Source organism: Siccibacter turicensis LMG 23730 (assembly GCF_000463155.2).
GTDB lineage: Bacteria > Pseudomonadota > Gammaproteobacteria > Enterobacterales > Enterobacteriaceae > Siccibacter > Siccibacter turicensis.
In genome coordinates this window covers 132,889-154,983 of record NZ_AWFZ01000030.1, presented here as the reverse complement: position 1 = coordinate 154,983, position 22,095 = coordinate 132,889, and the positions used below count along the sequence as shown (strand labels likewise).

Annotated in this window: 22 protein-coding genes; 10 read left to right on the top strand and 12 right to left on the bottom strand. The window is 59.0% G+C overall.

Going from position 1 to position 22,095, the window contains the following annotated elements:
- Positions 1-152: 152 nt before the first annotated feature.
- From galS to mglC, 4 genes are all read left to right on the top strand, one after another.
- Positions 153-1,175: an HTH-type transcriptional regulator GalS gene (galS, locus tag DW58_RS10340; RefSeq protein WP_024550922.1), complete on the top strand. Its 1,023-nt coding sequence runs from the start codon at positions 153-155 to the stop codon at positions 1,173-1,175.
- 295 nt (positions 1,176-1,470) lie between these two features.
- On the top strand, positions 1,471-2,469 hold the full coding sequence (gene mglB, locus DW58_RS10335) for a galactose/glucose ABC transporter substrate-binding protein MglB (RefSeq protein ID WP_024550923.1): 999 nt from the start codon (positions 1,471-1,473) through the stop codon (positions 2,467-2,469).
- Positions 2,470-2,554: 85 nt separating this feature from the next.
- On the top strand, positions 2,555-4,075 hold the full coding sequence (gene mglA / locus DW58_RS10330) for a galactose/methyl galactoside ABC transporter ATP-binding protein MglA (RefSeq protein ID WP_024550924.1): 1,521 nt from the start codon (positions 2,555-2,557) through the stop codon (positions 4,073-4,075).
- Positions 4,076-4,090: 15 nt separating this feature from the next.
- Positions 4,091-5,101: a galactose/methyl galactoside ABC transporter permease MglC gene (mglC, locus tag DW58_RS10325; RefSeq protein WP_024550925.1), complete on the top strand. Its 1,011-nt coding sequence runs from the start codon at positions 4,091-4,093 to the stop codon at positions 5,099-5,101.
- Positions 5,102-5,146: 45 nt separating this feature from the next.
- Here mglC and DW58_RS10320 read toward each other — a convergent pair whose 3' ends face one another.
- The 7 genes from DW58_RS10320 to DW58_RS10290 form a co-directional block, all read right to left on the bottom strand.
- Complete coding sequence (locus DW58_RS10320) at positions 5,147-5,908, bottom strand: hypothetical protein (protein WP_024550926.1); 762 nt, start codon at positions 5,906-5,908, stop codon at positions 5,147-5,149.
- A gap of 1 nt (position 5,909) precedes the next feature.
- On the bottom strand, positions 5,910-6,104 hold the full coding sequence (locus DW58_RS10315) for a hypothetical protein (RefSeq protein ID WP_024550927.1): 195 nt from the start codon (positions 6,102-6,104) through the stop codon (positions 5,910-5,912).
- 130 nt (positions 6,105-6,234) lie between these two features.
- Complete coding sequence (locus tag DW58_RS10310) at positions 6,235-7,350, bottom strand: AI-2E family transporter (protein WP_024550928.1); 1,116 nt, start codon at positions 7,348-7,350, stop codon at positions 6,235-6,237.
- 88 nt (positions 7,351-7,438) lie between these two features.
- Complete coding sequence (sanA, locus tag DW58_RS10305) at positions 7,439-8,152, bottom strand: outer membrane permeability protein SanA (RefSeq protein WP_024550929.1); 714 nt, start codon at positions 8,150-8,152, stop codon at positions 7,439-7,441.
- Between the two features lie 103 nt (positions 8,153-8,255).
- On the bottom strand, positions 8,256-9,140 hold the full coding sequence (cdd, locus tag DW58_RS10300) for a cytidine deaminase (RefSeq protein ID WP_024562508.1): 885 nt from the start codon (positions 9,138-9,140) through the stop codon (positions 8,256-8,258).
- A gap of 223 nt (positions 9,141-9,363) precedes the next feature.
- Positions 9,364-10,056, bottom strand: coding sequence for a CidB/LrgB family autolysis modulator (locus tag DW58_RS10295; RefSeq protein WP_024551036.1), 693 nt, complete (start codon positions 10,054-10,056; stop codon positions 9,364-9,366).
- Positions 10,053-10,454: a CidA/LrgA family protein gene (locus tag DW58_RS10290; protein ID WP_024551037.1), complete on the bottom strand. Its 402-nt coding sequence runs from the start codon at positions 10,452-10,454 to the stop codon at positions 10,053-10,055. Before DW58_RS10290 ends, DW58_RS10295 begins: the two co-directional genes overlap by 4 nt.
- A 198-nt stretch (positions 10,455-10,652) precedes the next feature.
- Between DW58_RS10290 and dusC the strand changes: the two genes are divergently transcribed.
- Positions 10,653-11,594 carry a tRNA dihydrouridine(16) synthase DusC gene (gene dusC, locus DW58_RS10285; RefSeq protein WP_024551038.1) on the top strand — a complete coding sequence of 314 codons (942 nt, stop codon included), beginning with the start codon at positions 10,653-10,655 and terminating at the stop codon, positions 11,592-11,594.
- Here the strand turns inward: dusC and DW58_RS10280 are convergent.
- Positions 11,552-12,514, bottom strand: coding sequence for a LysR family transcriptional regulator (locus DW58_RS10280; RefSeq protein WP_024562507.1), 963 nt, complete (start codon positions 12,512-12,514; stop codon positions 11,552-11,554). The two genes, dusC and DW58_RS10280, sit on opposite strands and share 43 nt — an antisense overlap.
- A 75-nt stretch (positions 12,515-12,589) precedes the next feature.
- Between DW58_RS10280 and DW58_RS10275 the strand changes: the two genes are divergently transcribed.
- Positions 12,590-13,528, top strand: coding sequence for an MBL fold metallo-hydrolase (locus tag DW58_RS10275; protein WP_024550480.1), 939 nt, complete (start codon positions 12,590-12,592; stop codon positions 13,526-13,528).
- Positions 13,529-13,542: 14 nt separating this feature from the next.
- On the opposite strand, the gene yohP is transcribed toward DW58_RS10275, so the two are convergent.
- Positions 13,543-13,626, bottom strand: coding sequence for a small membrane protein YohP (gene yohP / locus DW58_RS20100; protein WP_000698460.1), 84 nt, complete (start codon positions 13,624-13,626; stop codon positions 13,543-13,545).
- Between the two features lie 203 nt (positions 13,627-13,829).
- On the opposite strand from yohP, the gene DW58_RS10270 reads away from it, so the two are divergent.
- Positions 13,830-14,603 carry an SDR family oxidoreductase gene (locus DW58_RS10270; RefSeq protein WP_024550479.1) on the top strand — a complete coding sequence of 258 codons (774 nt, stop codon included), beginning with the start codon at positions 13,830-13,832 and terminating at the stop codon, positions 14,601-14,603.
- A 14-nt stretch (positions 14,604-14,617) separates the two neighbouring features.
- On the opposite strand, the gene DW58_RS10265 is transcribed toward DW58_RS10270, so the two are convergent.
- Complete coding sequence (locus DW58_RS10265) at positions 14,618-15,193, bottom strand: DedA family protein (protein ID WP_024550478.1); 576 nt, start codon at positions 15,191-15,193, stop codon at positions 14,618-14,620.
- Between the two features lie 178 nt (positions 15,194-15,371).
- Here DW58_RS10265 and DW58_RS10260 point away from each other — a divergent pair, with 178 nt between their 5' ends.
- The gene (locus DW58_RS10260; RefSeq protein ID WP_024550477.1) at positions 15,372-15,959 is read left to right on the top strand and encodes a Yip1 family protein; all 588 of its coding nucleotides are present in this window, start codon (positions 15,372-15,374) and stop codon (positions 15,957-15,959) included.
- A gap of 171 nt (positions 15,960-16,130) precedes the next feature.
- Positions 16,131-17,048 carry a D-alanyl-D-alanine endopeptidase gene (gene pbpG / locus DW58_RS10255; RefSeq protein WP_024550476.1) on the top strand — a complete coding sequence of 306 codons (918 nt, stop codon included), beginning with the start codon at positions 16,131-16,133 and terminating at the stop codon, positions 17,046-17,048.
- Between the two features lie 60 nt (positions 17,049-17,108).
- Here the strand turns inward: pbpG and DW58_RS10250 are convergent, their stop codons facing one another.
- Together DW58_RS10250 and dld are read right to left on the bottom strand one after the other, a co-directional pair.
- A complete protein-coding gene (locus DW58_RS10250) occupies positions 17,109-17,663 on the bottom strand; it encodes a GNAT family N-acetyltransferase (protein WP_024550475.1) in 555 nt (184 codons plus the stop codon).
- A gap of 110 nt (positions 17,664-17,773) precedes the next feature.
- Positions 17,774-19,519: a D-lactate dehydrogenase gene (dld, locus tag DW58_RS10245; RefSeq protein ID WP_024550474.1), complete on the bottom strand. Its 1,746-nt coding sequence runs from the start codon at positions 19,517-19,519 to the stop codon at positions 17,774-17,776.
- 207 nt (positions 19,520-19,726) lie between these two features.
- On the opposite strand from dld, the gene bglX reads away from it, so the two are divergent.
- Entirely contained in the window at positions 19,727-22,024 is a 2,298-nt protein-coding gene (gene bglX / locus DW58_RS10240) for a beta-glucosidase BglX (protein ID WP_024562505.1), read from the top strand.
- Positions 22,025-22,095 lie beyond the last annotated feature (71 nt).

The window sequence follows — 22,095 nt, the reverse complement described above, 5'->3', positions numbered from 1 at the left end:
CGATCAAGATCACAATCATTAACAAAATGGATGTAACCGTTTTCAAGCGTGTGATTCGCCTCACGCAGCGTTAGCCTGCGCGCTGCCAGAATAGCCCCTCGTCCGAAACAGGGGGGTGCCTGTGCGTTGCTCAATTCAAAAGGGTGATATCTATGATCACCATCCGTGATGTCGCTCGTCAGGCGGGCGTCTCCGTCGCGACCGTCTCCCGCGTGCTCAATAACAGCGCGCTGGTGAGCCCTGATACCCGTGAAGCGGTGATGCAGGCGGTCTCCCAGCTTGGCTACCGACCCAATGCGAATGCCCAGGCGCTGGCAACCCAGGTCAGCGATACCATCGGTGTGGTGGTGATGGACGTGTCCGACGCCTTCTTCGGGGCGCTGGTCAAAGCCGTGGACATGGTGGCTCAGCAGCACAACAAATACGTGCTGATCGGTAACAGCTACCATGAAGCGGAGAAGGAGCGGCACGCCATCGAGGTGCTGATCCGCCAACGCTGCAGCGCGCTGATCGTGCACTCCAAGGCGCTGGGCGATGACGAACTGGCGGCTTTCCTCGAACACATGCCGGGTATGGTGCTGATTAACCGCATTGTGCCGGGCTATGAGCACCGCTGTGTCGGGCTGGATAACGTCGCCGGCGCGATGATGGCGACGCGTATGCTGCTCGCGCAGGGCCATCAGCGGGTAGGGTATCTGGCGTCCAGCCACAGCATCGAAGATAACGATCAGCGCCGTGAGGGCTGGCTGCGGGCGCTGGCGGAGCAGGGCATTGTACCGGCGGAAAGCTGGGTCGGCACCGGCTCGCCGGATATGCAGGGCGGCGAGGCGGCCATGGTCGAGCTGCTCGGGCGCAACCTGCAGCTCAGCGCGGTGTTTGCCTATAACGACAGCATGGCCGCCGGGGCGCTCACCACCCTCAAAGATAACGGCATTGCGGTGCCACAGCAGCTGTCACTCATCGGTTTCGATGATATCCCCATTGCCCGCTACACCGATCCGCAACTTACCACGGTGCGCTATCCCATCGTTTCCATGGCGCGTCTGGCGACCGAGCTGGCGCTACAGGGCGCCGCAGGGACGCTGGATCGCGAAGCAAAACACTGTTTTATGCCGACCCTCGTCAGACGCCATTCGGTGGCGATGAAACAAAGTGTGGTGCCGATCACTAACTGATTATCTGAAGTGATGTAACCGTTTTCAATCTGTGAGTAAATTCACAGTATATTAACAAGGCGGTGACTATGATGTCAGCGTTTTCAGGGCTGAAACGCTATGTAACGGTGATTAATCACTTTAACCATAGTCATTACCTTTAAAACAACCAAAAAAACGCAGTTCTGGAGCGTTACCGAACACGGAAGAATAAAACTTTAGTCAGTGAACTTCGGCATTCAGTAACATCTTATTAACACTGCTGTCATGCCGCCAGTTATACACTCGAACTACCCTGCATAAAACCGGAGATACCATGAATAAGAAGGTGTTAACCCTGTCCGCCGTGATGTCTTGCATGTTGTTTGGTGCGGCTGCCCACGCTGCTGATACCCGCATCGGTGTGACCATCTATAAGTACGACGACAACTTCATGTCCGTTGTGCGTAAGGCGATTGAGAATGACGCAAAAGCCTCCCCGGATGTTCAGCTGCTGATGAACGACTCCCAGAACGACCAGTCCAAACAAAACGACCAGATCGACGTGCTGCTGGCTAAAGGGGTTAAATCGCTGGCGATTAACCTGGTTGACCCGGCTGCCGCAGGTACCGTTATTGAGAAAGCACGCGGCCAGAATGTGCCGATCGTATTCTTCAACAAAGAGCCGTCCCGCAAAGCGCTCGACAGCTATGACAAAGCGTTTTACGTCGGTACCGACTCTAAAGAATCCGGCATCATCCAGGGCGACCTGATTGCCAAGCACTGGGCGGCCAACCCGAACTGGGATCTGAACAAAGACGGTCAGGTTCAGTTCGTGCTGCTGAAAGGCGAGCCGGGCCACCCGGATGCAGAGGCGCGTACCACCTACGTTATCAAAGAGCTGAACGACAAGGGCCTAAAAACCCAGCAGCTGCAGATGGATACCGCGATGTGGGATACCGCCATGGCGAAAGACAAAATGGACGCCTGGCTCTCTGGCCCGAACGCCAACAAAATTGAAGTCGTGATCGCCAACAACGATGCGATGGCAATGGGTGCGGTTGAAGCGCTGAAAGCGCACAACAAATCCAGCATTCCGGTATTCGGCGTGGATGCGCTGCCAGAAGCACTGGCGCTGGTGAAATCCGGTGCGCTGGCCGGTACCGTGCTGAACGATGCCAACAACCAGGCGAAAGCCACCTTCGATCTGGCCAAAAACCTGGCTGACGGTAAAGAAGCCGCTGCCGGTACCGACTGGAAAATCGAAAACAAAGTGGTCCGTATTCCTTACGTCGGCGTTGATAAAGAAAACCTGTCGCAGTTCAGCAATAAATAATTGTCAGCACGATATTCCTGGGCGCACGTTGTGCGCCCTTTTAGACGCTCACGCGTAAGCATAATATACGCCGTCAGGTATAACTATGGTCAGCAATAATATGCAATCGGCAGGCGAATACTTGTTGGAAATGAGTGGTGTCAACAAGTCCTTCCCCGGCGTTAAGGCACTCGATAATGTTAATCTTAAGGTTCGTCCGCACTCTATTCACGCCCTGATGGGTGAGAACGGCGCGGGCAAATCGACATTGCTCAAATGCCTTTTTGGGATCTATAAAAAAGATTCCGGTACGATTCTTTTTCAGGGAAAAGAGATTGATTTCCAGTCGGCAAAAGAAGCCCTGGAAAACGGTATTTCGATGGTACACCAGGAGCTTAATCTGGTATTGCAGCGTTCGGTCATGGATAACATGTGGCTGGGCCGCTATCCGACCAAAGGTGTATTTGTCGATCAGGACAAAATGTACCGTGATACCAAAGCCATTTTCGACGAGCTGGATATTGATATCGACCCGCGCGCCCGCGTAGGGACGCTGTCGGTATCGCAGATGCAGATGATCGAAATTGCCAAAGCGTTCTCCTACGATGCCAAAATCGTCATCATGGATGAGCCTACGTCATCGCTGACGGAAAAAGAGGTTAATCATCTTTTTTCGATTATCCGCAAGCTGAAAGATCGCGGCTGCGGCATCGTCTATATCTCGCACAAAATGGAAGAGATCTTCCAGCTGTGCGATGAAATCACGATTTTGCGCGACGGACAGTGGATCGCCACCCAGCCGCTTGAAGGGCTGGACATGGACAAGATCATCGCCATGATGGTGGGCCGCTCGCTCAACCAGCGTTTCCCGGACAAAGAAAACCATCCGGGCGAGGTGATCCTCGAAGTGCGCAATCTGACCTCGCTGCGTCAGCCCTCAATCCGTGATGTGTCCTTCGATCTGCACAAGGGTGAGATCCTCGGCATTGCCGGGCTGGTGGGGGCCAAGCGTACCGATATCGTGGAAACGTTGTTCGGCATCCGCGAAAAGTCGAGCGGCACCATTACGCTGCACGGTAAGCAGATCAATAACCATACCGCGAACGAAGCGATTAACCACGGCTTCGCGCTGGTCACCGAGGAGCGCCGCTCCACGGGGATTTACGCCTACCTGGATATCGGGTTTAACTCGTTAATCTCAAACATCCGCAACTACAAAAGCAAAATCGGCCTGCTCGATAACGCACGCATGAAAAGCGACACCCAGTGGGTGATCGATGCCATGCGCGTGAAAACGCCGGGACACCACACGCAAATTGGTTCGCTGTCGGGCGGTAACCAGCAGAAGGTGATTATCGGTCGTTGGTTGTTAACCCAGCCGGAAATATTAATGCTGGATGAACCGACCCGCGGAATTGACGTTGGCGCGAAGTTTGAAATTTATCAGCTTATCGCTGAGCTGGCGAAAAAAGGGAAGGGGATCATTATTATCTCTTCCGAAATGCCGGAACTGTTAGGGATAACCGACCGTATTCTGGTAATGAGCAATGGCCTCGTCTCCGGGATTGTTGACACCAAAACGACAACGCAAAACGAAATTCTCCGTCTTGCGTCATTGCACCTTTAAGATCAGGGGCTCCTCATGAGTGCGTTAAATAAGAAAAGTTTTCTCACTTATCTGAAAGAAGGCGGAATTTACGTCGTCCTTTTAGTGTTATTAGCCATTATTATTTTCCAGGATCCAACCTTTTTAAGCCTGCTCAACCTGAGTAACATCCTGACCCAGTCGTCGGTGCGTATTATTATCGCCCTCGGTGTGGCGGGGCTTATTGTGACCCAAGGGACCGACCTCTCGGCGGGCCGTCAGGTCGGACTGGCGGCGGTAGTGGCCGCCACGCTGTTGCAGTCGATGGAGAACGCCAACAAGGTGTTCCCTGAGATGGCAACCATGCCGATTGCGCTGGTTATCCTGATCGTGTGCGCTATTGGCGCGGTGATTGGCCTGATCAACGGTCTTATCATCGCCTATCTGAACGTGACGCCGTTTATTACCACCCTCGGCACCATGATTATCGTTTACGGTATCAACTCCCTGTACTACGACTTCGTGGGAGCGTCGCCGATTTCGGGCTTCGACAGCGGCTTCTCGACCTTCACCCAGGGCTTTATCGCCATGGGCAGCTTCAGGCTCTCGTATATCACCTTCTATGCGCTAATCGCGGTGGCGTTTGTCTGGGTGCTGTGGAATAAAACCCGCTTCGGTAAAAACATTTTCGCCATCGGCGGTAACCCGGAAGCGGCGAAAGTATCCGGCGTTAACGTGGCGCTGAACCTGCTGATGATCTACGCTCTGTCCGGTGTGTTCTACGCCTTCGGCGGTCTGCTGGAAGCCGGGCGTATCGGCTCCGCGACCAACAACCTCGGCTTTATGTATGAGCTGGATGCCATCGCCGCCTGCGTGGTGGGCGGGGTTTCCTTCAGCGGCGGTGTGGGTACGGTATTTGGCGTGGTGACCGGGGTTATTATCTTTACGGTTATCAACTACGGCCTGACCTATATCGGCGTCAACCCGTACTGGCAGTACATCATCAAGGGCGGCATCATCATCTTCGCCGTTGCCCTTGATTCACTGAAATACGCGCGTAAAAAATAAGAAAGTGAAGTGTTATCGTCCTGCCCCCGCTTGCGGGGGCTTTTTTTATTCCGCGCTCTGCATCCCCAGCGCCAGGGTGTGGGCCGGGTCAAACAGCGAGACGCTTTCTACCTCGCTCAGCAGCACCACTTTGCGAAAGTCGAGCGCCGACTGCGGGTCAGAGGTCAGGTCGATATCGTGGCTGGCGTACCAGGCGCTGTAGTTGTTCTCCACCACAAAGCTGCCCTTGTGGCGATCGCGATAGCCGCTCAGCATCGGGATCAGCACCAGGTTGTTGGTGTCGAAACTGTCAAAGGTGCCGCGATGCACCATGCCGATATAGACCCGCTGCGACTTGAGGGTCACCCACGCCAGCTGCCCGGTCTCCATGCACTGATACAGCAGCCCTTCAAAACCGTTGGTGCGCGACAGGTGTTTGTAGAGCTTGCGGCGCCCCTGGCTGTCGAGCCGCGCGCTGCCCGCCCAGTTAGAGCGGTAGAGGCAGAACAGCACCGCAAACGACAGCATGATCACCACCGGCGCCTGAATGCCGAGGAAGCTCCAGGTCATAAAATCAATATGGAAGTTATGATCCTCCGGGCCAAACCAGCCGGGCAGGGCGTTCATCAACAGCGAGGCGAGCAGCAGCGTTATCCACACCAGCGCGGTGGCAAGAATGCCCTGCAGGACAAAGATGCAGCCGTACAGCGCCACCAGAAAATAGACGTCCCAGCCGGACGTGCGTTTGAATTTGAAGCGGGTGGAGAGGTCGGTACTGGTGTACCAGTAGCCGCAAACCATTAATACCATGAAGATAGCCGTTCCCACGTCATGCCCTCTTTAGTGATTCGACGTGACGGGCAAAGTCTTCTTTAACCGCCTTACAGTGGATATTGACCCGCGCATTGCCATCCTCATCAATGACAATCCGCGCGCCATCATCAATATCATCCTGCACATCTTCCCTGCTCATAACCTGCACCAGCTTTTCCGGGCTGGTAAAAAGTGACCAAAAAAATTTCATGCGCTAAACCTCCTGGAGAAGAAGTATAGGAGGTCTACCCGGTGAGACGCGGTATCCCGCCGGGTTAAAGAATATTCCTGGAAAAAAGAGGGATAAACGGGAAGGCCGCAGCCGGACCCTCCCGCACAGGTCAGTCGCCGGTGGGGCCGGCCTCTTTCTGCCCCGGCGTCAGCGGGTCGTCACCGGTAATGCGGCGCTTCTCGCTGTCCGCCAGGTAGAAGTAGTTCCAGCAGGTCACAAACAGGGCGGCGATGAGCGGCCCGATTACGAAGCCGTTGATGCCGTAGACGCTGAGGCCGCCAAGCGTCGCGATAAGGATCAGCCAGTCCGGCATGCGGATGTCCTTCCCGACCAGCAGCGGACGCAGCAGGTTATCCGACAGCCCGACCACCACCACAAACCACAGCGTCAGCAGAATGCCTTTCAGCAGCAGCCCGGTGGCAAACAGGTAGATGGCGGCCGGTACCCAGATCAGCGCCGTGCCCACCGCCGGGATAAGCGACAGGAACGCCATCAGCGCGCCCCACAGCAGGCTGGCTTCAATCCCGGCCGCCCAGAAGGCGATGCCGCCGAGCACGCCCTGTACCACTGCCACCACGATAGTGCCTTTCACCGTGGCCCTGGCCACTGCGGCAAAACGGGCAAACAGGCGGTACTTCATGTGGTTATCCAGCGGAATGGCTTTGAAGATCATCTCTACCAGCCGGGCGCCGTCTTTGAGGAAGAAAAACAGCAGGTAGAGCATGACGCCAAAACCGATTGCCAGGCTGAAGGTGTTGCGACTGATCAGCAGCACGCTGCCAGCGGCGTACTGGCTGCCCTGCAACGCCATCGCCGACAGCTTGCTGCGGATAGCCGACAGGTTATCTATCTGATAGTCGGCCATGATGCGGCGCGCCCAGTCCGGCAGATAGCTCACCACGTCGTTAAACAGTGACGACATGCTGGCGTTATCGTTTTGCAGCGTGCGGTACACGGTGTTCAGTTCGCTTGCCAGCGAGGAGGTGACAATCACCAGCGGCGTAAAGACGATAAGGCAGATCAGCAGCAGCGTGAGCAGCGAAGCGATACCGTTTCGGCCGCCCGTGGCGCGGCCGATCCAGATTTTAGTCTTATAGAAGATGACCGCCAGAATGGCTGCCCACAGCACCGGCGAGACGTAAGGGCGCAGAATATTGAAAAAGGCCAGCGTGACCAGCGCGAGAATGAGCGCAAAGAGAACTTTCGACGTTCTTCCTGTAAGCATGAGTCTTCCTTATAAATCGGCATGTTATACAGAGTATGGCGCAAAAGCGCCCGACGGCTAAACGGCGTCAGAAAAAAGGGAAGGGAGGTTATTTACGCTGCTGCAGTTCAAGCAGCTGTTCGGCGGTCACGGCAGGGTAGCCCTGCGCATCTTCCGGCACCTCATGCGCTGCGGGAATAGGCACCAGCGGCCCGAGGAAGCGCGGCTCGCGTTTGAACAGGTAGAGGTCGGCCAGCGCCCCGAGCCGGGCACCGAACTCGCGCACCCGCACCGTCAGCATATCTTTGGGCGACGGCACGGCATAGCACTGCGCCTGGATGCCCATATGCAGGGCGATAAACAGCGCGCGCTCGCAGTGGAAGCGCTGGGTGATAATGATGAAATCGTTGGTGTCGAACACCTTGCGGGTGCGCACGATGGAGTCGAGGGTGCGAAAACCGGCGTAGTCGAGCACGATATCCGCCGGATCGACCCCGGCGGCAATCAGGTCTTTACGCATGGTCATCGGCTCGTTGTAGCTCTGCTGGGCGTTATCCCCGCTGAGCAGCAGGTAGTTCACCTTGCCGCTGTTGTAGGCATTGAGCGCGCCCTGAATGCGGTAGCGGTAATACTGGTTGATGACGCCGGTGCGGTAGTACTTGGCGGTGCCGAGCACCACGCCGACCTGGCGATAGGGGAGATCCTGCAGCTCGTCGAAAACTAACGGGGCCGTTTTCCAGCTGATCCAGCGATCGAGCACCAGCGCCGTCAACAGCAGCAAGCCGACAATGACTAACAGGCTGTATAACGCACGCTTTAACATGGAAGTGACTCAAAAACTGATGAAATTTCACCCCAAGGCTACTGGAACCGAGGGGTTTCGGCAAGAATTGGCGATGTGGTTGCGTTAAATTTCAGCATTCGCCTCAGGCGATAACCAGGCGCTCCACGTTGTCGCAGCCAATGGCCTGCAGCGTGGCGCGGGTGGCGTCCCACTGGGTCAGCGTCGCCCCGGCTTTTTCGGCGAGCACGGCGCGGGTGATATCCGCATAGTGATACCCGCTCAGGCTCAGGACGTTAAGCGCGCACTGCAGCGGCGGCAGCGTCGGGTTAAACGCCGCGTTCTCGGCATAGCTGCCGGTAAACACGCTGCCGTCCTGCATGGCGATAGCGACACCCGCCGGGGACTGGCTGTAAGGCGTGTGGCTGCGGTTGGCAGCGGCCACTGCGGCCTGACACAGCGCATCGCCGTCGGCATGCAGATCGTGAGACTGCTCGTCCATCAGCAGGTGGGTGATCTCAAGGTCACGCGGCCCGAACGCATCCGGCAGGTAGTCGCCAAGCGTGGCGCTCGGACGGCCCGGCAGGTTGATGCGCAGCGTCGATCCGCTGTTCAGCTCGTTCATAAACTGACGGCAGTGGCCGCACGGCGTGTAGTTTACCGTCAGCGCCACCAGCGCCGTTTCACCGCGCATCCAGGCGTGGCTGATGGCGCTCTGCTCGGCGTGCACCGTCTGCTGCATGGTGGTGCCGGGAAACTCCATATTTGCCCCAAAATAGAGATTGCCGCTCACCCCGCGCGCCACGGCGCCGACGTTAAAGTGGGAAATGCCGGTGCGGGCGCAGGAGGCCGCCAGCGGCAGCAGGGCAAACGCCAGCGCGTCGTCATCCAGCCCGCTGCGCTGTTTTATTTCAGCGGCCTGGGCGGCGGTAAACATTCCCGGAAAACGATCGTCGCTCAGCAGCGGTGCCAGCGCGGTGCGCAGATTTTCCGCCAGCGCGTCAAACGATGAGTGAAAACGTGAATGCATGACTGGGCCTCTTAGCGAAAGTAGTAAAATCACAAAACGAATGGATCGGTAGTGTACGGACCGTCTGGCTCTTTATATGTGATCTCTATCGCGCTGAAAATGTAATAAATGAAATTAAAAACAAAATTGCGCGACGCATCGCAAGTTTTTGACCGGTAAATGCCTTTTCAGCCTCCGCGCGAGGCGAAGGCTGAACGGTCAGGCTGAAAGGGAAGTGGGGGACTTAGCCCCAGAGCGCGAGGATCAGCGGAAAGATAAACGGCGCCAGCAGGGAGGTAATGATTCCGCAGATCACCAACGCCAGCGAGCTGAACGCGCCCTCCTGGTAATCCAGCTCGGCGCAGCGGGCGGTGCCCAGGGCGTGCGACGCGGTGCCCATCGCCAGCCCGCGAGAGGCTTTGGTGGTAATGCCCATCGCGTTAAGCAGGGTGTGGCCGAACACCGCCCCCAGAATGCCGACGAAAATCACGCACACGGCGCTGATGGCCGGAATGCCGCCGATGCTGCCGCCTACCGCCATGGCAATGGGCGTGGTCACGGATTTCGGCAGTACCGAGGCGGCGATGTCCGGCGAGGCGCCCATCCACAGCGCTACCGAGGTGCCGGTGAACATCGCCACCAGGCTGCCGATAAAGCAGACAATAATGATGGATTTCCAGCGCGCGCGGATCTGATGAAGCTGCTCGTAGAGCGGAAACGCCAGCGCCACCACCGCAGGCTGCAGCAGGTCGTTGAGGATTTTACTCCCGGCGAAGTAGCGCTCGTAGGAGACGCCGGTCACCAGCAGCAGCGGGATAATCACCGCCATCGACACCAGCAGCGGGTTCAACAGCGGCATTTTCACCCGCGCCGCCAGCATGCGGGCGGCAAAAAAGACGATAAGGGTCAGGGGTAGCGACCACCAGATTTCACTCATTTTTTATCCCGCTCGCGCTGACCGACAATGCGGCGTTCACCGTGAACCAGATGCGAACTCCAGCTCACCACCAGGAAGACTACCAGCGTACTGATGGCGCATGACACAACCACCGGCCCGAACTGGGCGCGCAGCACGTCGGTGTACTGCATCACGCCAACGCCGATAGGCACAAACAGCAGCACCATGTAGCGAATCAGGGCGTGGCAGCCCGGCTTCACCCATTTGGCAGGCACAATCTGCAGCGACAGCAGTACAAACAGGATTAACATGCCGATAATGCTGCCGGGAATGGCAACCGGCAGCAGCGAGGCAAGGCCAATCCCCGCATAGAGACAGGCGTAGAGAACAATAAACGCGCGCACAAAGTGCCAGCAGCTGATAAGCCAGTTATTCATAGCGATAACCCTTAGTAGTCCGCATTCATCATACAATTAAAAATTATTCTGTGCTACCGATCACAACGCTCAATTGAGCATATCAAGCTTTACGCCCGGACGCGTCAGGCAGATGACCAGGCTTAGCCCCGCGCGCCGCACTGGCACCCGTCGGGCGTAGGCGCTACCATAGCGCCTCTTTTTTCTCCGGGTAGCACTATGCGCGTTTTGCTGGCACCGATGGAGGGCGTCCTCGACTCCCTGGTGCGTGAAATTTTAACTGAGGTTAACGACTACGATCTGTGCATCACCGAGTTTCTGCGGGTGGTGGACTCGCTGCTGCCGGCAAAATCCTTCTATAAGCTCTGCCCGGAGCTGCGTCACCAGAGTCGCACGCCGTCGGGTACACGGGTGCGCATTCAACTGCTGGGCCAGCATCCGGCGTGGCTGGCTGAAAACGCGGCCCGTGCCGTGGACCTGGGCTCCTGGGGCGTGGACCTCAACTGCGGCTGTCCGTCGAAGCTGGTGAACGGCAGCGGCGGGGGCGCGACGCTGCTCAAGGACCCCGATCTCATCTATCGCGGAGCGAAAGCGATGCGCGAAGCGGTGCCGTCGCACCTGCCGGTGACGGTGAAAATTCGGCTTGGCTGGGACAGCGGGGCGCGGCAGTTTGAAATCGCCGATGCGGTGCAGCAGGCCGGCGCCAGCGAGCTTGTGGTGCACGGTCGCACCAAAGAGGACGGGTATAAGGCCGAGCGCATCAACTGGGCGGCCATCGGTGAGATCCGCCAGCGGCTGACGATTCCGGTGATTGCCAACGGTGAGATTTGGGACTGGCAGAGCGCGCAGGATTGTCTGGCGGCCACCGGCTGCGACGCGGTGATGATTGGGCGTGGGGCGCTGAACGTGCCGAATCTTAGCCGGGTGATCAAATATAACGAACCGCGGATGCCCTGGCCTGCGGTGGTGACCCTGCTGCAAAAATATGTCCGGCTGGAAAAGCAGGGCGACACCGGGATGTATCACGTTGCACGCATCAAGCAGTGGCTGGGCTATCTGCGCAAGGAGTACACCGAAGCGGGCGCGCTGTTTGATACCATCCGCGCCCTGAAAACCTCTCAGGCCATCGCGGCGGTCATCGACGCGCAGTCGGTAGCATAACCGGCCTGCGCCATCCGGCTGCGGATGAACTCCCGCAGCCACATCAGCGCCGGATCGGAGTTATGACGCTGGTGCCAGAGCAGCGACAGTTCAAACGGTGGCACCTCAACCGGCACCGCCGCCGCGACGAATCCCCAGGTATGACACCAGCCCTGCGCCAGCCCGGCAGGCACCGTGGCGAAGACCGGCTGGGTTGCCAGCAGGCCCGGCAGCGCGGCGAAATGCGGCGTGGTGTAGCTGACGTAACGCGCCAGCCCCTGCTTCGCCAGCAGGGTGTCAATCTGGCTACTGTTGGCCTCGCGGTAGCTCACCAGCAGATGCGGGTGATCGCAGAAGGTGTTTACCTCCAGCGCGCCGTCAATCTTCAGCTGCGCCGGGTGCCACAGGGTGGTCAACCCCATGGTGGTCAGCGGCTCGCGCTCCAGCCAGCGCGGCCCGCCAGGCGCAACGCTTACCGCCATATCCAGCTCGCCCGCTTCCAGCCGTTCGGCATCGCTGAACGGATCGCTTGCCACCACGTTCAGCCGCACGCCCGGTGCCACGGCGCTTAGCGCCGGGATCAGCACCGGCATCAGCCACATCTCAACCCAGTCGGTCATGCCGAGGGTGACGGTGACCTGCGCCTGCGCCGGGTGAAACTCGGCCTGCTGGAACAGGGCCGACTGGAGCTGCTCCAGCAGGGGCATCAGCTCGGTGTGCAGGCTGATGGCCCGGGCAGTGGGCTGCATCCGGTGGCCGCTGCGGATAAACAGCGGATCGTCGAACATATCCCGCAGGCGCGACAGCGCGCCGCTCACCGCCGGCTGGCCGAGATGCAACTTGTCCGCCGCACCCGACACGCTCTGCTCGCGAAACAGCACCGCGAAGGCGATAAGCAGGTTCAGGTCGATTTTACGAAAATCGTTTTCTTTGATAGTCATTATGGCTCCAATCAATTGGATCGATAGTAGCCAGTGAAGAATACTTCAGCAATGTTTTCCTGACTGGAGTGGTATATGAAATCGTCTTTTGTGCTCGCGGGCCTGTTCAGCTCACTGTTTTCCCTTCACGCCCTGGCGGCCAGCACCGAACCCGCCCACGCCACCTCGTGGCAGATGAATATGGGCGACTGGCGCATTACCGCCGTCTCTGACGGCACGGTGGTGGTGCCGCTTGATAAACTGCTCACCCACATCACCCCGGAAAACCTGGTGAAGCGCATGGCTGCCGTGGGCCAGACGCCTCAGGCCGATGCCGCGATTAACGCCTATGTGATCGATACCGGCCACCAGCGCATTCTGGTGGATACCGGGGCGGGCGCGCTGTTTGGCAACGCCGGCGGGCATCTGCCGGAGCGCCTGCGCGCTGCGGGCATCGACCCGGACTCCATCGACCTGGTGCTTCTGACCCACATTCACGCCGATCACTCCGGCGGCGTACAGCACGACGGTAAACCGGTGTTCCGCAATGCCACCGTGCGGGTTGACCAGAAGGACGTCGATTTCTGGCTCAATCCGGCCCATGCCCCACAGGTGGAGCCAGACCAGCGCCACACCTTTGCCGAATCGGAACGCTCGCTGCGTCCGGTTATTGACGCGGGTAAGCTGAAAACCTTCAGCGCGCCGGCCACGCTGGCCGAGGGGATTGAGGCCATTCCGGCCTCCGGCCATACGCCGGGCAGCGTGATCTATCGCGTCTCGCACGGCGGGGAGACGCTGCTGGTGTGGGGCGACATAATTCATGCCGAGCCGGTGCAGATGCCGGAGCCGAAGGTGGCGATTCGGTTTGACGTCGATCAGCAGAAAGCGGTGGCAACCCGCGAGAAGGTGCTGGCCCAGGCGGCGCGTGACGGAGACTGGATTGCCTCAGCGCATATTGCTTTTCCGGGAATAGGGAAGGTGGTGAAAAACGGTGAGGGTTATCGCTGGATGCCAGCGCCGCTTACGCAGCGCTGACAGGTGGGGCGTGTTCAGAAGATCATTTTGAACACGCCGGTAACCACCAGCAAACCGATCAGGAAAATAATCAAAATTGCCCACAGTAAAATCTTCATCCCTTACTCCCTCTTGTCGCAAATGTCTTGTTTACGTTATGAAAAGTCCAGACAAGAAAAGTGTAGACGCTGCGACGCCGATTGCCTCCCCAATGGTTAAACCAGGGTTAAACAGCCGTAAATACCGGGATTTTCCCATATTTCTGGTTACGTAATGACCGCCGCCTATACTTACCGCTTTACGGTCTACGACGGAGGTCAAGATGAGTTCAGGCAATAAAGTGGCGATTGTCACCGCATCCGATTCGGGTATCGGAAAGAAGTGCGCCCTGATGCTGGCGGAGCAGGGGTTTGATATTGGTATCACCTGGCACTCGGACGATGCCGGTGCGAAAGAGACGGCGCAGCAGGTGGAAGCCCTGGGACGACGCGCCGAGCTTATCCAGCTCGATTTAGGGCACCTCCCGGACGGGGCGAATGCCATTCAGACGCTGATCGACCGTTTCGGGCGCATCGACGTGCTGGTCAACAACGCCGGGGCGATGTCCAAAGCGCCGTTTCTGGAGCTGAGTTTCGAGGACTGGCGCAGCATCTTTACCGTGGACGTCGACGGCGCGTTTCTCTGTTCGCAGATTGCCGCTAAAGCGATGGTGAAGCAGGGGCAGGGCGGGCGCATCATCAACATCACCTCGGTGCATGAGCATACCCCGCTGCCCGAGGCGAGCGCCTACACCGCGGCGAAGCACGCTCTTGGTGGCCTGACCAAGTCGATGGCGCTGGAACTGGTGCAGCACGGCATTCTGGTGAACGCCGTGGCGCCGGGGGCCATTGCGACGCCGATGAACGACATGGATGAGGGCGATGCAAAACCCGGTTCTCTGTCGATTGTGCCGATGGCGCGTCCAGGGGAGACCGCGGAGATTGCCAGCCTGGTCGTCTGGCTTGCCGGTGAGGGCGCGACCTACACCACCGGCCAGTCGTTCGTGGTGGACGGCGGCTTCATGCTCGCCAATCCGCAGTTTAACGCCGAGCGCTAAGCGCAACGCGCCGGCTACGGTCGGCGCGTTGCCCGCCAGCGGCGAATCCCGAAGCGCACCAGCCACACCAGCGCCACTGCCCCGACCACCCAGACCAGATGCTTCAGGTGCTGGTCGAGCGCGTGCAGCCAGGGGGCAATTACCTGACCGCCCACATAGCCAAGCGTGGTAAAAATCGTGGCCCAGATCAGGGCGCCCACAATATTGAGCGGCAGGAAGACGTGCGGCTGCAGGCGGCTGGCGCCAATCAACAGCGGGCCAATCACCCGAAAACCGTACATAAAGCGCGTGCCAATGACAAACAGCCGGGGGTGGCGGGTGATCATCGTCCGGGCGTGTTCGATTTTATCCTGATAGCGCCGCAGGCGCTTATGCTGAAGAATGCGTTCCCCGTAGCGGCGGCCCAGCAGATAGAGCAGCTGATCGCCGATCATCCCGCCGAGCGCTACCGCCAACACCACCAGCGGAAAACGCAGCAGCCCCTGGTGCGCCGCCACGCCGCCCAGCAGGGTGATCGTCTCGCCTTCCGCCAGGCTGCCGATGACCAGCGCCGCATAACCGTACTGCGAAATCAGTTGATTAATATCCACCAGACTTATCTCTCTCCCTGTCAGCATTTCTTTTTAGCATACACCCTCGCACCCGTGCGGCCAGGCGCGCGCCCGACAGGCGTTCAAAAAATAATCGAAATCTGGATTATACTTTCAGGGACACGTCGCGCCGGCCTCTGATCCCACGCGCCTTTGCATGACCACCTGAGGGGGTTATATGAACCATGTCTGGGGACTCTTCTCCCATCCCGTTCGTGAAATGCAGTCTATCAAGCGCGAAAACGAAACCGTTTCGCATCACTATACCCATCACGTTTTGATCATGGCCGCCGTTCCGGTGCTGTGCGCCTTTATCGGCACCACCCAGATCGGCTGGAATTTTGGCGATGGCAACGTTGTGAAGCTGTCGCTGTTTACCGGTTTCTCTCTGGCGGTGCTGTTTTATGGCCTGATGCTGGCCGGGGTTGCGGTAATGGGGCGGATCATCTGGTGGATGGCACGCGGCTATCCGCAGCGGCCAACCCTGGCACGCTGTATGGTCTTCGCCGGCTACGTTGCCACGCCGCTGTTTTTAAGTGGGGTCGTGGCGCTCTGGCCGTTGGTGTGGCTGTGTGCGCTGGTGGGTACCGTGGCGCTGTTCTACACCGGCTATCTGCTCTATCTCGGCATCCCGACCTTCCTCAATATCGACCGTGAAGAGGGGCTGAGCTTCTCCAGTTCAACCCTGGCGATTGGCGTGCTGCTGCTTGAGGTGCTGCTGGCGCTGACGGTTATTTTGTGGGGTTACGGATATCGTCTATTCTGAATGACGCGCAGGTGCGTTATATCGCGCCTGCGCGTAGCGTTTCATCACGATTCTCCAGTAGCGGTAGAGCAGGACGCCGGAGTATCATGCCGGCGCCAGCTCCGTTATTCACAGCGTAAACGGATGCGGCGTGCGCCATCACGCACATGAATAATCGACAGAATGACCGCCATGCCGAAAACTATCCGTTTCTCTTTGCTTAGCTTAGCCCTGTTTCTGGCCGTGCCCGCGATGCCGCAGGCCGTTGCTAAAACCACACCCGCCGTGCAGGCCTCCCAGCCGGAAATCGCCTCGGGCAGTGCGATGATTGTCGACCTGAACACCAATAAGGTTATTTACGCCAGCCATCCCGATCTGGTGCGTCCGATTGCGTCTATCACCAAAGTGATGACCGCGATGGTGGTGCTGGACGCCAGCCTGCCGCTGGATGAAAAACTCAAGGTGGATATCAGCCATACGCCGGAGATGAAAGGCATTTACTCCCGCGTGCGCCTGAACAGCGAAATCAGCCGCAAAAATATGCTGTTGCTGGCGCTGATGTCCTCGGAAAACCGTGCGGCGGCGAGCCTCGCGCACCACTATCCGGGCGGGTATGACGCTTTTATTCGGGCGATGAACGCCAAAGCGAAAGCGCTGGGCATGACCCATACGCGTTTCGTCGAGCCCACCGGGCTGTCGATTCAGAACGTCTCCACCGCGCGCGACCTGACCCGCCTGCTGATTGCCAGCAAGCAGTATCCGCTCATCGGCCAGCTCAGCACCACCCGTGAAGAGATGGCGACCTTCGCTAACCCGGCCTATACCCTGCCGTTCCGCAATACCAACCATCTGGTGTATCGCGATAACTGGAATATTCAGCTGACTAAAACCGGCTTTACCAATGCGGCAGGTCACTGCCTGGTGATGCGCACCCTGATCAACAATCGTCCGGTGGCGCTGGTGGTGATGGATGCCTTTGGCAAGTACACGCACTTTGCCGACGCCAGCCGACTGCGTACCTGGATTGAAACCGGCAAGGTCACGCCGGTGCCGGCCGCGGCCCTGAGCTATAAGCGCCAGAAAGCGGCGCAAATGGCGAGCGTCGAGTAACGTGCGATGAATCCGGCGCCTCTCATCGAGAGCGCGCCGGGGTAAGAGAGGAAGCGGCTGTTACTCCGGCAGCGTCCAGTCGCCGTCGTTGAGCGGCCGCTGCATGATGATGGTGTCGCGCCAGGCACCCATTTTATACCCGACGCTGCGCAGCTGACCCGCTTTCACAAAGCCAGACTGCTTGTGCAGGCGCAGCGACGCAGGGTTGTTCTCCCCGTCACCGATCACCGCCAGCAGCTGTCGCCACGGCCCCGTCTCACAGCGCGCAATCAGCGCCATCAGTAGACCGCTGCCGATGCCGCGCCCGGTCATGCTGGCATCCACATAGATGGACTCTTCCAGGGTATAGCGATAGGCCTGACGCGGGCGATAGCTGTCCGCATAGCAGTAGCCGACCAGGATCCCGCGGTACATCGCCACCAGCCACGGCAGCCCTTTCGCCTGCACCTCCCGGATGCGCTCGGCCATCTCGTCGTCGGTAGGCGGTACCTCTTCAAACGAGGCGCGTCCGTGCAGTACGTGCCAGGCATAGATGCTGGCGATAGCAGGGCTGTCGTCCAGCGTAGCCTCGCGAATTTCAATATCCACCAGCGGCAAAACGTCAACTACGGACATAGCGGGGGTTCCTGTCATTATCGGAAGTGCCGAAGAATATATCCTCGGCGAGATGCTGATAATGTAGTACGGAGTTGCCCCGCCGAATAGCCCGTCAGCACGGCATTTTTCTACTCTGCTCCAGGCTTAACCGTCGTGCTCTGCTGCGCGCCCGCAGCCTCGCCCCAGTATTTGAGCTTGCTGGTCTTGCCGATGCCGGGATTCATGCTGTTGGTCGGGTCGTTGGCCCGGTAAAAACGGGTTAACGCCGGCGGCGCCTCGTACAGGTGGCCCACGTTGTGCTCCGCCGGGTACTGCGCGCCGCGCTCGCGCAGCAGAGCCAGCATCTGCTCTTTCAGGGCATGCACGTCCACCCCTTTCTTCACGATGTAATCCTGATGGAACACGTGACACATAAAGTGGCCGTAATAGAGCTTATGTACCAGCTGGCTGTCGATCTCCGGCGGGAGATGTTCGAACCACGCCGTGTCGTTGCGGCGCAGGGCGATATCCAGCGCGAGAATGTCCTCCACCTCGTCGTGATGCACCGCGTGATAGCGCACCGCTGCCCCGGCCGCCGCGAAGCGATGCAGAAACGCTTTGCTGCCTTCTTCCGGCGTACAGGCAAAAAAATCGCCCTCGGCGGTTTTAAAATAGTCCGACAGCCAGGCCTGGGCCTCGGCGATGCCGTCCCCGGCCATCTTCAGCAGCAGGTGGTGCTCATACTTCTCGCGCCAGCTTCGCATACGCGGCGGCAGGTGGCTCGGAAACAGGTTGCCGAGCTTCTGCATGGCGCGGTCGGTGAAGTTGGGCCGGAAGACGCGCACCTTTTCGAGCATCGCGTCGGCGCGGCCTTTGACGTTAAAAAAGAACGGCATTTTGTCGGTGCCGAGCTTGTCGATCATCAGGAAGGTGTCTTTCCCGTAGCGCTCGGCGATATCGTAGATATCCCGGTGCATATACTCCCCGGCCACCGGCAGGGTGGTAAAGTTGGCGAGGATATGGCGGCGCAGGGTGGTCAGCACCGCGGGATCGTTGGTGCCGATATAAAACACCTCCTGGCGCTTTTCAGCCTCGAAGGTGTCGAGCCGCACTGCGAACACCGCCAGTTTCCCGGCGCAGCCCGAGGCCTCAAAAAGACGGTCCGGGTCGGCGTTAAAGCGCGCCGGGGTCGCGGCATCGACGTCGCGCACCCGCGACACGTAATCGTGATCCGAGGCCAGACGCCCGTCGTGCCGCACCTGGCTGGCTTTCAGGCGGTCATCGTCCAGGGTGGAGAGGATCTGCTCCGGGGTGGTGCCGAGATCGATGCCAAGATGGTTAACCAGATGCAGCTTGCCCTGCTCGTCGATGCGCGCGTAGAGCGCCATCTCGGTATAGGCCGGGCCGCGCTGCACCAGCGAACCGCCGGAGTTGTTGCAGATGCCGCCTATCACCGATGCCCCGATGCACGAGGAGCCGATCACCGAATGCGGCTCGCGGCCCAATGGCTTGAGCGCTTTCTCCAGCTGATAGAGCGTGGTGCCGGGGAAGGCCAGCACCTGTTTGCCCTCGTCAAGCAGCTGAAGCTTATCCAGCCGACGCGTACTGATAATAACGATCTCACGGTCGTAGTCGTTACCGTTGGGCGTCGAGCCTTCGGTCAGGCCGGTGTTGGCCGCCTGCATCAGAATGATGGCGTCTGCCGCCACGCAGGCGTTGAGCACCCGCCACAGCTCCAGCAGTGAACCGGGGAACACCACCGCGGCGGCGTCACCCTGGCCGGAACGGAAGCCTTTCCGGTAGCGGGCGGTTTTTTCAGGATCGGTAAGCAGATGCGGGTTGCCCACCAGGCGGGCGAGTTCGGTAATCAGCGAAGAGCGTGCGGTGCGGGACATGTCCACTCCTTGTGGTCAGGCAAAAATATCGCCTTTAATCATAGCCCTCACGCGGCAAAGCGGCCGTGATAAATCACGGAAAAATCAGAGAACCGCCGTGGCGTGACGCTTCTTACCCGTTTACGCTTATGGCACACTGCATCCTTTACATCATGCTCATCACGAGCAGCTCACACTATCAGACCGTCTAACCGAGAGAATTACTACATGAAATGGCTCTGTTCTGTAGGTGTTGCCGTCAGCCTTGCGCTGCATCCAGCAATGGCGTCCGACACCGCTGGCGATCGTCCATTAACCCCGGAAGCGCGGGACGCCTTCGTCACGGATCTCCTGAAAAAAATGACGGTCGATGAAAAAATCGGCCAGCTGCGTCTGATAAGCGTCGGCCCGGATAACCCGAAAGAGGCGATCCGCGACATGATCAAAGAGAGCCAGGTGGGGGCGATTTTTAACACCGTCACCCGCCAGGACATTCGCGCCATGCAGGATCAGGTGATGCAGCTCAGCCGCCTGAAAATCCCGCTGTTTTTCGCCTATGACGTGCTGCACGGCCAGCGCACCGTGTTCCCGATTAGCCTCGGGCTGGCTTCCTCCTTCGATCTCGACGCGGTGAAAACCGTGGGCCGCGTGTCGGCCTACGAAGCGGCCGATGATGGTCTGAACATGACCTGGGCGCCGATGGTTGACGTCTCGCGCGACCCGCGCTGGGGCCGTATATCCGAAGGCTTCGGCGAGGACACCTGGCTCACCAGCATCATGGGCAAAACCATGGTGGAGTCGATGCAGGGTAAAAGCCCGGCGGATCGCTACTCGGTGATGACCAGCGTGAAGCACTTTGCGGCCTATGGCGCGGTAGAGGGCGGGAAAGAGTACAACACCGTGGACATGAGCGCCCAGCGCCTGTTCAACGACTATATGCCGCCGTACAAAGCCGCGCTGGATGCCGGCAGCGGCGGGGTGATGGTGGCGCTTAACTCGCTCAACGGCACCCCGGCCTCCTCGGACGCCTGGCTGCTCAAAGAGCTGCTGCGCGACGACTGGGGATTCAAGGGCATTACCATCTCCGACCACGGGGCGATCAAAGAGCTGATCAAACACGGTACCGCGTCCGACCCGAAAGACGCGGTGCGCGTGGCGCTCAAGTCCGGCATCAACATGAGCATGAGCGACGAGTACTACAGCAAGTACCTGCCTGAACTGGTGAAGAGCGGTGAAGTCACCGCGGAAGAGCTGGATGACGCAGCGCGCCACGTGCTGAACGTTAAATACGACATGGGCCTGTTCAACGATCCGTACAGCCATCTCGGACCGAAAGAGAGCGACCCGCAGGACACCAACGCCGAGAGCCGTCTGCACCGTGAAGAGGCGCGCAGCGTCGCGCGTGAAAGCCTGGTGCTGCTGAAGAACCGTCTCAACACGCTGCCGCTGAAGAAATCTGGCACCATCGCCGTGGTCGGCCCGCTGGCCGACAGCAAGCGCGACATGATGGGTAGCTGGTCGGCGGCCGGGGTAACGGATCAGTCGGTCACCCTGCTGACCGGCATTAAAAACGCCGTCGGCGATAACGCTAAAATCGTTTATGCGAAGGGCGCTAACGTCACCGACGATAAAGGCATCGTCGATTTCCTTAACAAGTACGAGCCGGCGGTGGTAGTGGATAAGCGCACCCCGCAGGCGATGATTGACGAGGCGGTCGCCGCGGCGAAAAACGCCGACGTGATTGTCGCGGCGGTAGGGGAAGCGCAGGGCATGGCCCACGAAGCCTCCAGCCGTACCGATCTCATTCTGCCCCAGAGCCAGCGCGATCTCATCGCCGCGCTGAAAGCCACCGGTAAACCGCTGGTGCTGGTGCTGATGAACGGTCGTCCGCTGGCGCTGGTGAAAGAGGATCAGCAAGCCGACGCGCTGCTGGAGACCTGGTATGCCGGTACGGAAGGCGGTAACGCCATCGCCGACGTGCTGTTTGGCGATCACAACCCGTCGGGCAAGCTGCCGATCTCCTTCCCGCGCTCGGTGGGACAGATTCCGGTCTACTACAGCCATCTCAACACCGGGCGTCCGTACAATCCGGAGAAGCCTAACAAGTACACCTCGCGCTACTTTGACGAAGCCAACGGGCCGCTCTATCCCTTCGGCTATGGCCTGAGCTACACCACTTTCACCGTCTCGGACGTGAAGCTCTCCGCACCGGAGATGACCCGTGACGGGACGCTGACCGCCAGCGTAGAGGTGACCAACACCGGGAAACGTGCCGGTGCGACGGTGGTGCAGATGTATCTCCAGGACGTGACCGCCTCGGTGAGCCGTCCGGTGAAGCAGCTGCGCGGCTTCGATAAAGTGATGCTGAAACCGGGTGAAACCCAGACCGTCAGCTTCCCGATTGACGTCGACGCGCTGAAATTCTGGAACCAGCGTATGAAATACGACGCGGAGCCGGGCACCTTCAACGTGTTTATCGGCCTGGACTCCGCCCGCGTGAAGCAGGGTGAGTTTGTGCTGAAATAGCGCATCGCTGCGTAAATGCTACAGGGCCGGGGAACCGGCCCTTTTTTCTCTCTTTTTCCCCGCACCCACTC

Coding starts and splice junctions, on each gene's coding strand:
- galS (WP_024550922.1), top strand. CDS start 153: ATGATCACCATCCGTGATGTCGCTCGTCAGGCGGGCGTCTCCGTCGCG.
- mglB (WP_024550923.1), top strand. CDS start 1,471: ATGAATAAGAAGGTGTTAACCCTGTCCGCCGTGATGTCTTGCATGTTG.
- mglA (WP_024550924.1), top strand. CDS start 2,555: ATGGTCAGCAATAATATGCAATCGGCAGGCGAATACTTGTTGGAAATG.
- mglC (WP_024550925.1), top strand. CDS start 4,091: ATGAGTGCGTTAAATAAGAAAAGTTTTCTCACTTATCTGAAAGAAGGC.
- DW58_RS10315 (WP_024550927.1), bottom strand. CDS start 6,104: ATGAAATTTTTTTGGTCACTTTTTACCAGCCCGGAAAAGCTGGTGCAG.
- DW58_RS10310 (WP_024550928.1), bottom strand. CDS start 7,350: ATGCTTACAGGAAGAACGTCGAAAGTTCTCTTTGCGCTCATTCTCGCG.
- sanA (WP_024550929.1), bottom strand. CDS start 8,152: ATGTTAAAGCGTGCGTTATACAGCCTGTTAGTCATTGTCGGCTTGCTG.
- cdd (WP_024562508.1), bottom strand. CDS start 9,140: ATGCATTCACGTTTTCACTCATCGTTTGACGCGCTGGCGGAAAATCTG.
- DW58_RS10295 (WP_024551036.1), bottom strand. CDS start 10,056: ATGAGTGAAATCTGGTGGTCGCTACCCCTGACCCTTATCGTCTTTTTT.
- DW58_RS10290 (WP_024551037.1), bottom strand. CDS start 10,454: ATGAATAACTGGCTTATCAGCTGCTGGCACTTTGTGCGCGCGTTTATT.
- dusC (WP_024551038.1), top strand. CDS start 10,653: ATGCGCGTTTTGCTGGCACCGATGGAGGGCGTCCTCGACTCCCTGGTG.
- DW58_RS10280 (WP_024562507.1), bottom strand. CDS start 12,514: ATGACTATCAAAGAAAACGATTTTCGTAAAATCGACCTGAACCTGCTT.
- DW58_RS10275 (WP_024550480.1), top strand. CDS start 12,590: ATGAAATCGTCTTTTGTGCTCGCGGGCCTGTTCAGCTCACTGTTTTCC.
- yohP (WP_000698460.1), bottom strand. CDS start 13,626: ATGAAGATTTTACTGTGGGCAATTTTGATTATTTTCCTGATCGGTTTG.
- DW58_RS10270 (WP_024550479.1), top strand. CDS start 13,830: ATGAGTTCAGGCAATAAAGTGGCGATTGTCACCGCATCCGATTCGGGT.
- DW58_RS10260 (WP_024550477.1), top strand. CDS start 15,372: ATGAACCATGTCTGGGGACTCTTCTCCCATCCCGTTCGTGAAATGCAG.
- pbpG (WP_024550476.1), top strand. CDS start 16,131: ATGCCGAAAACTATCCGTTTCTCTTTGCTTAGCTTAGCCCTGTTTCTG.
- DW58_RS10250 (WP_024550475.1), bottom strand. CDS start 17,663: ATGTCCGTAGTTGACGTTTTGCCGCTGGTGGATATTGAAATTCGCGAG.
- dld (WP_024550474.1), bottom strand. CDS start 19,519: ATGTCCCGCACCGCACGCTCTTCGCTGATTACCGAACTCGCCCGCCTG.
- bglX (WP_024562505.1), top strand. CDS start 19,727: ATGAAATGGCTCTGTTCTGTAGGTGTTGCCGTCAGCCTTGCGCTGCAT.